Annotated in this window: 11 protein-coding genes; 3 read left to right on the top strand and 8 right to left on the bottom strand. The window is 64.9% G+C overall.

Features of this window, described 5'->3' with window-relative positions; translation table 11 throughout:
• The first annotated feature begins 64 nt into the window (after positions 1 to 64).
• Together ureG and BFAL_RS09145 are read left to right on the top strand one after the other, a co-directional pair.
• Positions 65 to 673, top strand: a complete 609-nt coding sequence (gene ureG, locus BFAL_RS09150; RefSeq protein ID WP_055428076.1) for an urease accessory protein UreG — start codon at positions 65 to 67, stop codon at positions 671 to 673.
• Positions 674 to 746: 73 nt separating this feature from the next.
• Entirely contained in the window at positions 747 to 1376 is a 630-nt protein-coding gene (locus BFAL_RS09145; protein WP_055428075.1) for a CYTH domain-containing protein, read from the top strand.
• A gap of 132 nt (positions 1377 to 1508) precedes the next feature.
• On the opposite strand, the gene BFAL_RS09140 is transcribed toward BFAL_RS09145, so the two are convergent.
• The 3 genes from BFAL_RS09140 to BFAL_RS09130 form a co-directional block, all read right to left on the bottom strand.
• Positions 1509 to 2474, bottom strand: a complete 966-nt coding sequence (locus BFAL_RS09140) for a co-chaperone YbbN (protein ID WP_055428074.1) — start codon at positions 2472 to 2474, stop codon at positions 1509 to 1511.
• A gap of 189 nt (positions 2475 to 2663) precedes the next feature.
• Positions 2664 to 3677, bottom strand: coding sequence for a DUF8094 domain-containing protein (locus BFAL_RS09135; RefSeq protein ID WP_055428073.1), 1014 nt, complete (start codon positions 3675 to 3677; stop codon positions 2664 to 2666).
• On the bottom strand, positions 3674 to 4786 hold the full coding sequence (locus BFAL_RS09130) for a hypothetical protein (protein WP_082440504.1): 1113 nt from the start codon (positions 4784 to 4786) through the stop codon (positions 3674 to 3676). The genes BFAL_RS09135 and BFAL_RS09130 overlap by 4 nt, the downstream gene beginning before the upstream one ends.
• Positions 4787 to 5147: 361 nt before the next feature.
• Between BFAL_RS09130 and BFAL_RS09125 the strand changes: the two genes are divergently transcribed.
• Positions 5148 to 6134 (top strand): FKBP-type peptidyl-prolyl cis-trans isomerase, encoded by a 987-nt coding sequence (locus BFAL_RS09125; protein ID WP_055428071.1) that lies wholly within the window; start codon positions 5148 to 5150, stop codon positions 6132 to 6134.
• A 426-nt stretch (positions 6135 to 6560) separates the two neighbouring features.
• Here BFAL_RS09125 and nucS read toward each other — a convergent pair whose 3' ends face one another.
• From nucS to atpA, 5 genes are all read right to left on the bottom strand, one after another.
• Complete coding sequence (gene nucS, locus BFAL_RS09120; protein ID WP_055428070.1) at positions 6561 to 7397, bottom strand: endonuclease NucS; 837 nt, start codon at positions 7395 to 7397, stop codon at positions 6561 to 6563.
• Positions 7398 to 9169: 1772 nt separating this feature from the next.
• Entirely contained in the window at positions 9170 to 9466 is a 297-nt protein-coding gene (locus tag BFAL_RS09115) for a F0F1 ATP synthase subunit epsilon (protein WP_055428069.1), read from the bottom strand.
• Positions 9466 to 10953 (bottom strand): F0F1 ATP synthase subunit beta, encoded by a 1488-nt coding sequence (atpD, locus tag BFAL_RS09110; protein ID WP_055428068.1) that lies wholly within the window; start codon positions 10951 to 10953, stop codon positions 9466 to 9468. The genes BFAL_RS09115 and atpD overlap by 1 nt, the downstream gene beginning before the upstream one ends.
• A 9-nt stretch (positions 10954 to 10962) precedes the next feature.
• Positions 10963 to 11883 (bottom strand): F0F1 ATP synthase subunit gamma, encoded by a 921-nt coding sequence (locus tag BFAL_RS09105; RefSeq protein WP_055428067.1) that lies wholly within the window; start codon positions 11881 to 11883, stop codon positions 10963 to 10965.
• Between the two features lie 3 nt (positions 11884 to 11886).
• The gene (gene atpA, locus BFAL_RS09100) at positions 11887 to 13515 is read right to left on the bottom strand and encodes a F0F1 ATP synthase subunit alpha (RefSeq protein WP_055428066.1); all 1629 of its coding nucleotides are present in this window, start codon (positions 13513 to 13515) and stop codon (positions 11887 to 11889) included.
• Positions 13516 to 13600 lie beyond the last annotated feature (85 nt).

Raw genomic sequence — 13600 nt, 5'->3', positions numbered from 1 at the left:
AACCCAACAATCCGACACCACTCACAAACCACAACACCACAAACCCAATCAAGGAGCGAACATCATGTCCTATGTGCGCATCGGCGTGGCCGGCCCGGTCGGTTCCGGCAAGACCGCGCTCATCGAACGCCTCACCCGCAAGATGGCCGACGAGTACAGCATCTGCGTGGTCACCAACGACATCTACACGAAGGAGGACGCGGAGTTCCTCATCGAACATTCACGTCTCGCGCCGGACCGCATCGTCGGCGTGGAGACCGGCGGCTGCCCGCACACCGCCATCCGCGAGGACTGTTCGATGAACCTGGAGGCGTGCGAGGAGATGGCGCGCACGCACCCGGACGTGCAGATCATGTTCGTCGAATCGGGCGGCGACAACCTGTCCGCCACGTTCAGCCCGGACCTCGCCGACGCGACGATCTACGTGATCGCCACCGACGAGGGCGACAAGATCCCGCGCAAGGGCGGCCCGGGCGTGACGCGCTCCGACCTGCTCGTCATCAACAAGGCCGATCTCGCGCCGCTCGTCCACGCCGATCTCGACGTGATGGCGCGCGATTCGGAGAAGATGCGCCACGGACGCCCGTACATCTTCACCGATCTGATGGGCGGCGCGGGCGTCGACGACGTGATCGCGTGGATCAAGAAGAGCGTCCTGTTCGAAGACATGTGACCGGCCGCGTCCGGTTCCCGCGGCACCGCGATTTCCGCGGTGTTCGCGGAACCACGGAAGCTACACTGGGGTTATGTCCGAGACTGTGAACGATTTCGAGTTCGAGCGGCGGTTCTTCTGCCGTGAGCTGCCGCCCGAATACGACGACGGCGATACGCCGACGCTCATCGTGCAGAACTATTTCGTCTACGAGGACAATTACGCGCTGCGCGTGCGGCTCAAGGCCCGTCACCTGCGCATCGACATGACCCCCGACCTCGACCCGCGCGCGGTGTTGGAGGATCATTGCGACGATTTCTCACGCGCCTACGTCACCGTGAAGGGGCCGTCCGTGGGCGGCACGCGCTACGAGGCGGAACGTGAAATCGACACGCGCATCGCGGTCGAGCTCATGCGCCGCGGCGGCCGTCTGATCATCAAGAACCGGTATTCCGTGTGGATCGCGGAGGACGGCTGGAGCATCGACGTGTTCGGCGGAACGAATGCGCCGCTCGTCGTCGCCGAGGCGGAACGCGCCACCCCGGTGACGAATCTCACGATCCCGAAGTTCTGCGTCACGGAGATCACCGACCAGCCGCGGTTCAACAACGACGGGCTGGCGGCGCGGCCGTTCGGCGAATGGCGAGACGACTTCGAGCGTGAACTGGCCGAGAACGGCCCGCACTTCCAACAGTTCTTTGGCCGCAACCGCATGGCGGATTAGCGGCGCTGATGCGCGATTGGCGCGGCCCCTCTGACGAGGGGGCCGGCGGCGTAGCCGACTGGGGAGAGACCACGGCCGGCAATGCCGCCAACAACACGTCATCGGCCAACGGCCGATTCCGTATTCCAACGCTCAGTACATGAGCGTGGCGAGACGGCGACGGGCCGCCTTGAGGCGCGCGTCGGTCGGCTCGGGAATCGCGAAATACTCCAGCAGGCGCTTGCGCACCGGCTCGATGTCGGCCTTGTGGCCGGCGGCCACGAAGTCGAGCAGACGGTCGAACGCGTCCTGGATCTGCCCGCCGATCATGTCGACGTCGGCGACGGCGAGCTGCGCCTCCACGTCGTCCGGAGCGGCCGCGGCGGCGGCGCGCACCTCGCGCACGTCCGCGTCCGCGGAACGCGCGAGCAGCAGCGCCTTCGCGCGTTCGCGCGCGGCGAGCGCGTCGTGCGGATCGGATTCCAGCACCGTGGCATACGCGGCCGCGGCGCCGGCGTAGTCGCCGGCCTGGGCGAGCTGGTGCGCCTCCTGATGCTCCGGAGGCACGACGTCGGCGGCGACGGCACCGGCGCCGTCCGTGCCGTCGTCCGACGGGTCGCCCGCGTACGGCGCGGTGCCGTTCACGCCGGCCTGCTGCGCCATCGCGACGATTTTCGGCAGCACCTGCTCCTTGATCTGCGTGAGTTCGTCGTCGGAGGGCAGCCCCTGCAGCAGCGGCATCGGGCGCCCGCCGATCAGTGCGAACAGCGCGGGCGCGCCCTGCACCTGCAGCGCCTGCGCGATGGACGGGTTCGCGTTCACGTCGATGCGCGACATCTGGATCTGGCCGTTCATCGCGTTCACCGCGTCGGCGAGCGCGCGCGCCATCGGGAAGAGACGGTCGTCGGTCGGGATCCACAGGAACAGGAGGATCGGGAACGTGGCCGAGGTGGTCACCATCGCCTGGAACGTGGCCTCGGTGGTGTCGATGACGTAACCGCCGGCCGCGGGCGCACCGCCGGCCTGCCCCGGCTCCGCCTTCACCTGATGCGCGAGCGCCTCCAGATCGACGGCTCCCGCCAACGAGACCCCGGGATTGAACTTCGGCTGATCGGCCATGCCATGCCTCCACTTGTCGTATCTTGTCGTGTGTCGTCGTATCTTGTCGTGTCTTATGCGACGTCCGCGACGATTCCCGCACCGTCATACGAACGTGCCATACGAACGTGCCATACGAACGATGCCGCCACCAATACTAGTGACGGCATCGGAGCGGTGCGGCGGCGTATCGCCGAGCATGAAACCCGGTCAGAGCGCCTCGACCTTGACGGGCTGCCGTTCGGCGCCGACCGCGGTGATCTTCGCGTCGGAACCGGCCGGTGGAATGTACATCGCGATGACGTTGACGTACGTGACCTTCATCGTGCTGGTGGCCTTGCCGTTGCCGAACAGCGCCTTCTCCGCGTCGGAGGCGGGCAGCGATTCGCGCCCCTCGCCCGCCTGACGCGTCCACGTGGAGTCGATGCGCGCGACGACCAGGTCGCCGCCGTCGGTGGAGCGCATGATCTTCAGCTGGTTCTTCGCCACGGTGAACTCCTGCTGCTGCGTGCCCTTGTTCGCCTCCATGCCCTGCTGGACGGTCGCGTTCAGCTGTGCGAGGTCGGAGCGGAAGAGGTCGTCGGCGAACTTGCTCTTGTATTCGCTGGAGTCGCCCTTGTTGAGCAGGTCTGCGTACCAGTCGACCGCGTCCTGCGGGGTGGCGACGAGCTTGGAGTCCTTGGCCTCGCCCATCTCGGTGCCGAGCTTCGGCACTTCGAACTTCGGCAGTTTCGCGCCCTGGAACAGGCGCGCCACACCCCACAGCTTGTAGTTCTGGCGGGCGGAATCCTGCGTCATGACGAGCAGTCGCTTCGACTGCTGGTCCGCGGTCGTGGTGGTGATCGTGAACACGCTACGCGGCCATCCGTCGTTGACGGGGATGACGGTCTGCGTGATGTCGCGCGGGATCGCTGCCTTCGCGTCGAGCGTGCCGGTCGCGGCCGCGATGGCGAGCTCGCTGGTGCGCACTTCAAGCTGCGGGCCGGTCAGGCGCGAGGACAGCCCGTCCGCGTTCTTCGCGTCGTTCGCCGCGTCGATCACGTCGAGGATGCTGTTGCGGATCTTCTTCTCCTGCGCGACGGTCAGGTCGGGCGTGCGGGTGGCGGATTCGGCCGTCGCGACCTTCGGCACCTGGCCTTCGCACGCGCCGAGGGAGACGAGCATGCCGGCGGCGAGCGCGAGGGCCGTGAGTTTGGCCGCGATGGTGGTCATGCGTGCGTTCATCGGGTCTCCTCCCCCTTCGTTCCGGCATCGTCCGTGGCGTTCGCGCCATCCGTATCGTTGTTCACGGCGGTGGTATCGTCGCCGACCTCCTGCGCGAGTCGCGCGAAATACGCCTGCAGTTCGTCCGGCGAGATGACCGACGTCGCCTCGTCGTTGACGCTCGGCGCGCTTTCGCCGTTCGCGGCCTCCGCGTCGGCGACGAGGTTGCGCGCGGACGGGTCGACGACCACCGGCGCCTCGGCGGCGACCGGCGCCATGGTGCCGGTGTCGGCGCCGGGCGCGTGGCGGCGCCGGCGGCCTCCCGAACGTTTCGTCTTCGGCGCGTAGCTCGGCCGGATGCCGAGACTGCCGGCGACGGCCTCGCCGAACGAGACCTCGTCCTCGACGTTCACGGGTTCGCTTTCGACGACACGCTTGCGGCGCTTGTGCGGCGGCATCGCGAACACGGTCGCGGTGAGCACGGCAAGCACGGCAAGCAGACCGCCGATGAAGTACATCGGCGTCGCGTAATCCGGCAGCGTCCGGCGCGTCCAGGTGAGCGACAGGTCGGCCGTAGTGGTCTTGCCGAGATCGACGATGGCGACGTCGGTCGCGTCGGCGGCGGTCGTCTTCAGCGAGGCCTCGCCCTTGCCGCACTTGACGGACGACCACATGTCGGAGTCCTTGAACGCGACGTCCGCGGCGGCATCCGTGGTATTCGCGGTGTTCGCGGCATCGTCCGCGGTGTCGCCGGACTCGCCTGCGGCGGTGTCTGCAGACGTGTCCGCGGCATCGTCCTTGCCGCCCTTCACCTGCTCGCTGGACAATGTCGCCCAATCGGACATGCCGGTCACGCGCGTGTACGCGGCGCCGGAGAGCCACCCGGCCGCATCCTTCGACGAGGCGGACGCGACGCACACGTCGCCGCCGCCGTTCACGTCGACGTCCAGACGCACGTCGCTGTCGACCAGACCAAGCACGTTCGGATCAGTGACGATATAGCGAGCGCCGCTCACCTTCGCATCGGCGGTGATGACGCGGCTCGGCTGCCAGATCGTCGCGTTCAGCAGACCGAGCGCGACCGCTGCGACCGCGAGCAGGCCGATGGCGGGCGTGACGATGCCGCGCATGACGAGGGCACGACGGCGGTCATGCACGCCGCCGGACTTGCCGGAACGCGGCGACTTGCGCGGTTTCGCGGGCTTGACGGATTCATCGGAGGTGACGGACGTATCTGTCTTGACGGACTCATCGGACGTGACGGACCCGTCGGAGGCAGCGGACGGCGCACCCGCGCCGGACGTAGCGAACGACGCGGCCGTTGCGGCATCGTTCCCACGGGAGTCGTCGCCGAAGGCGTATGCGTCCGCCGCGACGTTCTCGCTTTCGTTCTTGGATTCCTCAACACTCATAATACGAGCCATTCTACAATCCCGACCTGAGAGCCCGCAGAGAGGGCGAAAATCGCGGTTGACGGCTAGGGTGGTTCCTATGCGCAACACTTCTCATTCCGCTTTCCGCGCCGCCCTGGCGGCCGTCTGCTCGCTCGCCATGTGCGCGACGCTCGCCGCATGCGGCTCCTCGAACGACACGAAGGACTCCTCGAAGTCCTCCACCGACTCCTCCACCAGCTCCTCGACGAAGATGGACCAGATCGCCGGCGTGACGGCGACCGGCGAGCTCGGCAAGAAGCCGACCATCAAGTTCAATACGCCGATGACCGTGCAGAACAACACGTACGCCGTCGTGCAGAACGGCGACGGCGAAACCATCGAGAAGGGCGACCGCGTGTGCGCCCAAGGCATCGCGCTCAACGCGAAGGACGGTTCCGAGCTCATGAGCTCGTGGGAGAAGAACACTCCCGACTGCTCGATTCAGCTGTCCGACTCGAACCTCAAGCAGATCGCGCCCTACACGAAGATGGTGGGCCTCAAGCTCAACTCCACCATCGTGTTCGGCATCAACGACGCGAACAGCGCCGGCACCTCGTACATCCTCGCCTACACGCTTGTCTCGCGCTCCAAGGACCTGACCAAGGCCACCGGCGACGTGGTGACGGACGTGCCCGCGAACCTGCCGAAGGTGACGCGCGCGAAGGACGGCAAGCCGTCCATCGACATGAACGGCCAGGGCTCCGTGGATTCGCTGGTCGTGCAGACGCTCGTCAAGGGCAAGGGCAAGAAGCTCACCGAATCGAACACCGCCGTGGTGAAGTACACGGGCTGGTTGACCGACGGCACGCAGTTCGACTCCTCGTGGGACAAGAACACCACGCTTGACGCGGATCTGTTCAGCGACTCCACGAACGGGCAGCATCAGGTCATCACCGGCTGGCAGGAGGGCCTGCGCGGCCAGACCGTCGGCTCGCAGGTGCTGCTGATCATCCCGCCGGACAAGGCGTACGGCGACACCGCACAGGGTTCGATCCCGGCGAAGTCCACGCTCGTCTTCGTCATCGACATCCTCGGCGCGTACTGATCCGGTGCCGTGCGACTGCGCGGGCCGCGCACGGGCCATGCGGGCCGCGCACGCCGCGATCGAGGCGCTGAATCCGCGATTGCGGCCGCGGCTGGAATTGCGGCCGCGGCTGGAATTGCGGCCGCGGCTGGAATTGCGGCCGCGGCTGGGACCCGCGCGGTACTGCCGAAACGCAAGGCTCCCCTGTTGCTCCAGGGGAGCCTTTTCATATGCTCACAGGAAACGTACTGTGCCGTGGCCGCAAGAGACGGGGACTGCCGTAGGCTAGTGCCCTGCGCCGCAAATTCGTTCATCCCATTCCCAGCTCCCCTTGTCAGGGGAGCCCGCCAGCGCAGCGGGACTGAGGGGTGGTCAATTCACCAACGAATATACGGCGCGAGATACCACGAGCCGGGGCTGCGAAGTCGGGGACGCGACCCGTGGGGGCTAGAACAGGCGGAGGGCGTCGTCCTGCGTGCCCTTCATCTCCTCATAGTCGAGGATCAGACACCTGAAGCCACGGTCCTCGGCAAGCACGCGGGCCTGCGGCGTGATGGTCTGCGCGGCGAATATGCCGTGCACGGGTGCGAGCAGCGGATCGCGGTTGAGCAGTTCGCAGTAGCGGGTGAGCTGTTCTACGCCGTCGATGCCGCCATGGCGTTTGATCTCGATGGCGACGTGCTCGCCGTCCGCGTTCACGGCCATGATGTCGACCGGGCCGATGGCGGTCGGGTATTCGCGGCGCACGAGTTTGGCGCCTTCGCCTATGCGGTGGATCTGCTCGGCGAGATACTGCTGGAGATGATCCTCGACGCCGTCCTTGACGAGCCCGGGGTCGACGCCCAGATCGTAGGATTCGTCCGAATACACGTGGTACAGCGAGACCTCCAGCACATCCGAGGTCTTATCCGCAGTGACGCGCAGAATCTTCTCGGGGGTTGCCGGTGTTGCCGGATTTGCGGAGGCCGCAGAGGTCGCAGAGAACTCGCCGCCGGTGCTGGTGGAAGCATCCGTCACAGGTCCTGCACCGTCTGCCGATGCGGTACCGGCGGTAAGCCCGGTAACGGCGGGGTTCCCCCCTGTGATTTCAGACTGCGTATCCGGGGTGATCTCCCGGATGGTGCAGGGCGCGGCCATCCAGTTCAGCGGCTTGTACGAGCCCAATTCGGAGAAGACCAGCAGGCTGTTGTCCGCCTTGACGAGCAGCACGCGCTTGGCGAACGGCAGCGAGGCGTTGAGGCGTCCGGAGTATTCGGCGGAGCAATCGGCGACGAGAATGCGCATACCGTGCACTCTACCGCACGCCATGCTTCTCCCGGGCATCAATCAGAGTCCAGCGCCGCAAATTCGTTTATCTCATTCTCGGCTCCCCTTGCCAGGGGGGAGTGTCTCGCGAAGCGGGTCTGCGGGTGAGCCAATTCATCAACGAGTTTACGGCGCGGCATACTGGGGTGGAACGCCATCGCTGTTTTCGTGGTTGGTGGTTCATGGAAACGACCCGCTTGGAACGGAATCGGCGCTGGGAGACATGGGAAAGCCCGTCAGCGTCGCTTTCATCCCAACAGCGTTAGCACCGTTCCAAGCCTGGAACCAAAACGACACTAAGAGCCCCCTCAGCGTCACCATCGTTCCAAACCCGGAACGAAAACAACGCACCTGGCACAACAGCGCCGCCACGGAACACCGAAAACCTTGCCGGCATCGCTTTCATCCCAACAGCGTTAGCACCGTTCCAAACTCGGAACCAAAACGACACTAAGAGCCCCCTCAGCGTCACCACCGTTCCAAGCTTGGAACGAAAACAACGCTTGGCACAGACAGACCCCCGATCTGAGAGCGAATCTGCGCGGTTCGGTCTCGAACCTGCGCAATCTGGTGGAGAACCTGCACATAGGGGTCGTGAAAGCCGGCTTGCGCCGGGTGGGGCGATGCCGGAGGTTTCCTTGGAATTCCGGTCTTTTCGCGTTATGTGGCTTGTGTTCCGAAGTCTTACGGCGGGCTTCTTTCAGCACCCCCGTACGCAGGTTGGGGCCCGGACTGCACAGGCTACTCTCCGGATTGCGCAGGTTGTGACTTGGACTGCGCAGGTTGACCGTCCAATCGCGCAGGTCATACCCTGAACCGCCGAGGTTCACGACAAGGGGCTACACGGTCAGGCAAACAGGAGGCTTCCCAACCGAACAGACATGGGACTACTCGATCACGCAATCGTGAGGCTACACGACCGGACAGGTACGGGATTGCCAACCGAACCAGACATGGGCTACACGACCGGACTTGCACGGAATCGCCAACCGAACCAGACATGGGCTACACGACCGGACTTGCACGGAATCGCCAACCGAACACAGACATGGGCTACACGGTCGAACAAATATGGGACTGTCTGATCTCAGGGCGTTATGTCCTCGTACGCCCCGGCATGGGACACGGCATATCCGCATACGACTGCCGCAGTGGGCCGGCGTGCCTCGCAGCAACTAAAGGCGCAGCGTACCAGTACTCCCCCAGGCATTGGTATGTGCAACTCGTTCCATGGTGCGGTAACACCATTTCTCCATAACACTGGAGTCATGCGGTTTCTCAGATCAGGGGACCGCAAACGCCATTACGGCCCCGACCCTAGGAAGAAGCAAACCAACCAGCGGCGGATTGTACGGAGATAAGGCCGCTGCTCCGTAATTTCCGCCGCTGCCGACCGCTCAGCGGCGGATTGTACGGAGCAAAGGGTTGTCCTCCGTAATATCGGTCACTGACCATGTCCCAGCGGCGGATTGTACGGAGCAATGGGCCGTTCTCCGTATTCCCCGCCGCTGAATCTGGATAAGTTGGGAACAGGCGCTCCACCCCATCCACCCAAAGTGCCCACCCTCCCATGGTGCGGTAACACCATTTCTTCATAAGCCCGGAATCATGCGGTTTCCCCATACCGCACCATGGGTGATTTACCGCACCATGGGAAACACAAAAGCAGGACCCCAGCCATGCGGGGCATGGTCGGGGTCCTGAAGCAGCTGAACGCGAGCGGGTGCGCCGCCGGAACGACGCGCCTCGGCTCACTGCTCGGTGCTGGTGTGCTGCACGTCGCGGCCGCGCTCGACGGCCACGGTGAGCTTGTTCGAATCGAAGGAGATGAATCCGTCGGTCACCTCGAACATGTGACGGTCATCGTCGGGCTCGACCACAGTGAGCGTCCCCTGCTTGATGACCGTGAGCACCGGCTCATGGTTCGGCAGGATGCCCATGCCGCCTTCGGAGGCGGGGATGGTCACGCTTTTCGCCTCGCCGTGCCACACGGGGTGGTCGGCGGCGACGATGTTCACCTTCATCGTGGTCTTTTCCGATCCAGCCATCACGCACCCAGTTCCTTCTGCATGTTGTGCCACTTCTCTTCGAGATCGTCGATGCCGCCGATGCCGGAGAACGCCTGCTCCGGGACGTCGTCGTACACGCCGTCGCAGATGCGGGTGAAGGCCTCGATGGTCTCGTCGGCCGGCACGTAGGAGCCGGGGCGACCGGTGAACTTCTCGGCCACGTAGAAGTTCTGGCCGAGGAACTGCTCGATGCGACGGGCACGGTTCACGGTGGTCTTGTCCTCTTCGGACAGCTCGTCGATGCCGATCAGGGCGATGATGTCCTGCAGCTCCTTGTTACGCTGCAGAATCGCCTTGACGCGGTTGGCGCACTCGTAGTGCTTCTGGCCCACGTAACGCGGATCGAGGATTCGCGAGGTGGAGCTCAGCGGGTCCACGGCCGGGTAGATGCCCTTCGAGGCGATGTCGCGGGAAAGCTCGGTCGTCGCGTCGAGGTGGGCGAAGGTCGTGGCCGGGGCCGGGTCGGTGTAATCGTCGGCCGGCACGTAGATGGCCTGCAGCGAGGTGATGGAGTGGCCACGCGTCGAGGTGATGCGCTCCTGGAGCGCACCCATCTCGTCGGCCAGGTTCGGCTGGTAGCCCACGGCGGAAGGCATACGGCCCAGCAGCGTGGACACCTCGGAACCGGCCTGCGTGAAGCGGAAGATGTTGTCGATGAACAGCAGCACGTCCTGGTTCTGCACGTCGCGGAAGTACTCGGCCATGGTCAGTGCGGTCAGCGGAACACGCAGACGGGTGCCCGGCTGCTCGTCCATCTGGCCGAAGACCAGGGCGGTCTTCTCGAGCACGCCGGCCTCGTCCATCTCGCCGATCAGATCATTGCCCTCACGGGTACGCTCGCCGACGCCGGCGAACACGGAGACGCCGCCGTGGTTCTGCGCCACGCGCTGGATCATCTCCTGGATGAGCACGGTCTTGCCGACGCCAGCGCCGCCGAACAGACCGATCTTGCCGCCCTGCACGTACGGGGTGAGCAGATCGATGACCTTGATGCCGGTCTCGAACATCTGGGTCTTGGACTCCAGCTGGTCGAATGCCGGCGGGTTGCGGTGGATGGGCCAACGCTCGGTCACGGTGATGGTCTCGTCCGGCTTCTTGTTGAGCACGTTGCCCGCGACGTCGAAGACGTGGCCCTTGGTCACGTCGCCGACCGGCACGGAGATCGGGGCGCCGGTGTCGAACACGGAAGCGCCACGCACCAGGCCGTCGGTCGGCTTCAGGGCGACGCAGCGCACGGTGGAGTCGCCGAGGTGCTGCTCGACCTCGAGGGTGATCGTGGTCTGCTTGGCCTCGCCCTCCTCCTTCGCGCCCGTGTTGACGATCGTCACCTTGAGGGCGTTGTAGATGTCGGGCATGTGGCCCACCGGGAACTCAACGTCGATAACCGAACCCTGGACTCGGGTGACGCGTCCGTGGATCGGCTCGCCGTTGCTCTCGGAAGCCACAGTGGTCTGATTCTCAGCCATAGTGCGTTCCTACTCTTCCTTTGTATTCAGCGCGTCGGCGCTGCCGATGATCTCGGTAAGTTCCTGCGTGATCGAGGCCTGACGCGAGGCGTTGAGCTTGCGCGTGAGGTCGTCGACCAGATTGCGTGCGTTGTCCGTCGCCGTGTGCATGGCGTTCTGACGGCTCGCCGTCTCGGAGGCGGCGGCGGTCAGCAGGCACTCGTGGATACGCGACTGGATGTACTTCGGCAGAATCGCATCCAGCACTTCGTCGAGGCTCGGCTCGAACGCGTACAGCGGCGAGACGTCGGACGAATCGGAGGCCTCCTCCTCGGAGGCGCGGGCCGTCGGCGCACCGACGATCTCCACCGGCAGCATGCGCAGCACGCGAACCTTCTGGACGACCATGTTGATGAACTCGGTGTAGACAATGTAGAGCTCGGAGACCCCACCCTTGTCAGCGGGCTTCATGTAGGCGTCCATCAGGGTGTTGGAGATCGTCTCAGCGATTTCCACGCCGGGCTGGTCGGTGTCGCCCTCCCATGTGGCCGCGACGTCACGGTTGCGGTACTTGTAGTACGTCGAACCGCGACGCCCGTACACGAACAGCTCCGGCTTCTTGCCGGCACCCTCGAGACGAGCCAGCAGCGACTCGGTCTCGCGGATGATCGAAGAGGTGTACGGGCCGGCCATGCCACGATCCGAGGTGAGGGCGAGAACGGCCACGCGCGGGTTGTTCTCGTCCTTCACCGCGATCGGATGCGTGATATGGGTGTGTGCCACCAACGCTTGCACGGCATCGAAAATCGCATCGGTGTACGGCTTCGCGTTCAAGGCGACGTCACGTGCCTTGGCGATGTGCGAAGACGCGATCATCTCCTGGGCGTTGAAGATCTTCTCCAACGACTCGGTGGAGTGGATGCGTGATTTCAATGCGAGTTGCGAGCCCATGGCTTACTTCTCTCCCGCCACGATCTTTTCCTGCTCGACCGGTGCGGCCTGCGACACGTCCGGCTTCTTCTCGACCAGCGGCTTGCCGGCGGAGGAGACGAAGGTGGCACGGAACGCATCGACGGCCTTGGCCAGCTCCGCCTCGGTGTCGGCGGTGAAGTCCTCGGTCTCGCGGATGGTCTTGAGGATGTCGGTGTTGTGATCGAGGTAGTCCAGCAGTCCCTGCTCGAACGGCAGCACGTCCTTGAGCTCGAGGTCATCGAGCTTGCCGTGGGTGCCGGTCCAGACGGAGACGACCTCCTGCTCCATCGAATACGGATGGAACTGCGGCTGCTTGAGCAGCTCGGTCAGGTGGGCGCCACGGGTCAGCTGGGCCTTGGAGGCCGCGTCCAGATCGGAGGCGAACATCGCGAAGGATTCCAGCGAACGGTACTGCGCCAGGGAGATCTTCAGCGTGCCGGAGACCTTCTTGAGGGCCTTCGTCTGTGCAGCGCCACCGACTCGGGAGACGGAGATGCCGACGTCCACTGCAGGACGCTGGTTGGCGTTGAACAGGTCGGACTGAAGGAAGATCTGGCCGTCGGTGATGGAGATCACGTTGGTCGGGATGTAGGCGGACACGTCGTTCGCCTTCGTCTCGACGATCGGCAGACCCGTCATCGAGCCGCCGCCGAGGTCGTCGGAGACCTTCGCGCAGCGTTCGAGCAAACGGGAGTGCAGGTAGAAGACATCACCCGGGTAGGCCTCGCGCCCCGGCGGGCGGCGGAGCAGCAGCGAGATTGAGCGGTACGCCTCGGCCTGCTTCGACAGGTCGTCGAAGACGATGAGCACGTGCTTGCCGTTGTACATCCAGTGCTGGCCGATGGCCGAGCCGGTGTACGGGGCGATGTACTTGAAGCCTGCGGAGTCGGAGGCCGGGGAGGCCACGATGGTGGTGTACTCCATGGCACCGGCGTCTTCGAGGCTCTGTTTCACGGAGGCGATGGTGGAGCCCTTCTGGCCGACCGCGACGTAGATGCAACGCACCTGCTTCTTCGGGTCGCCGGATTCCCAGTTCGCCTTCTGGTTGATGATCGTATCGATCGCGATGGCGGTCTTGCCGGTCTGGCGATCGCCGATGATGAGCTGGCGCTGGCCGCGGCCGATCGGCGTCATCGCGTCGATGGCCTTGAGTCCGGTGGACAGCGGCTCGTCGACCGGGTGACGGTGCATCACGTCCGGAGCCTGGGCTTCGAGGATGCGTCGGCCTTCGCTCTTGATCTCGCCGAGGCCGTCGATAGGCTTGCCCAGCGGGTCCACGACACGGCCGAGGTAGCCGTCGCCGACGGGCACGGAGAGCACTTCGCCGGTGCGGCGCACTTCCTGGCCTTCCTCGATTCCAGCGAAATCGCCGAGGATAACCACGCCGATCTCACGGGCGTCAAGGTTGAACGCCAGGCCGAGCGTGCCGTCTTCGAACGTCAGCAGCTCATTGGCCATGCAACCAGGCAACCCCGTCACGTGCGCGATGCCGTCACCGGCCGTGTCGACATAGCCCACCTCCTGGGTGGGGGTGTCGCTCGGCTGGTAGGACGACACGAAGTCGTCCAAGGCTTTGCGTACCGAGGCGGGATCGATGGTCAGTTCTGCCATGATCACTCCTTCAATTGGTTTTCTTGCTCAGTGCAAGTCTGTTGTGTTCAGCCGCGCAGCGGGCGTTGCGCACGCACGCGCCGCG

It is taken from the genome of Bifidobacterium aesculapii (genome assembly GCF_001417815.1).
GTDB lineage: Bacteria > Actinomycetota > Actinomycetes > Actinomycetales > Bifidobacteriaceae > Bifidobacterium > Bifidobacterium aesculapii.
This window is presented reverse-complemented; position numbering and strand designations above follow the sequence as displayed.

Coding starts and splice junctions, on each gene's coding strand:
- ureG (WP_055428076.1), top strand. CDS start 65: ATGTCCTATGTGCGCATCGGCGTGGCCGGCCCGGTCGGTTCCGGCAAG.
- BFAL_RS09145 (WP_055428075.1), top strand. CDS start 747: ATGTCCGAGACTGTGAACGATTTCGAGTTCGAGCGGCGGTTCTTCTGC.
- BFAL_RS09140 (WP_055428074.1), bottom strand. CDS start 2,474: ATGGCCGATCAGCCGAAGTTCAATCCCGGGGTCTCGTTGGCGGGAGCC.
- BFAL_RS09135 (WP_055428073.1), bottom strand. CDS start 3,677: ATGAACGCACGCATGACCACCATCGCGGCCAAACTCACGGCCCTCGCG.
- BFAL_RS09130 (WP_082440504.1), bottom strand. CDS start 4,786: ATGCGCGGCATCGTCACGCCCGCCATCGGCCTGCTCGCGGTCGCAGCG.
- BFAL_RS09125 (WP_055428071.1), top strand. CDS start 5,148: ATGCGCAACACTTCTCATTCCGCTTTCCGCGCCGCCCTGGCGGCCGTC.
- nucS (WP_055428070.1), bottom strand. CDS start 7,397: ATGCGCATTCTCGTCGCCGATTGCTCCGCCGAATACTCCGGACGCCTC.
- BFAL_RS09115 (WP_055428069.1), bottom strand. CDS start 9,466: ATGGCTGGATCGGAAAAGACCACGATGAAGGTGAACATCGTCGCCGCC.
- atpD (WP_055428068.1), bottom strand. CDS start 10,953: ATGGCTGAGAATCAGACCACTGTGGCTTCCGAGAGCAACGGCGAGCCG.
- BFAL_RS09105 (WP_055428067.1), bottom strand. CDS start 11,883: ATGGGCTCGCAACTCGCATTGAAATCACGCATCCACTCCACCGAGTCG.
- atpA (WP_055428066.1), bottom strand. CDS start 13,515: ATGGCAGAACTGACCATCGATCCCGCCTCGGTACGCAAAGCCTTGGAC.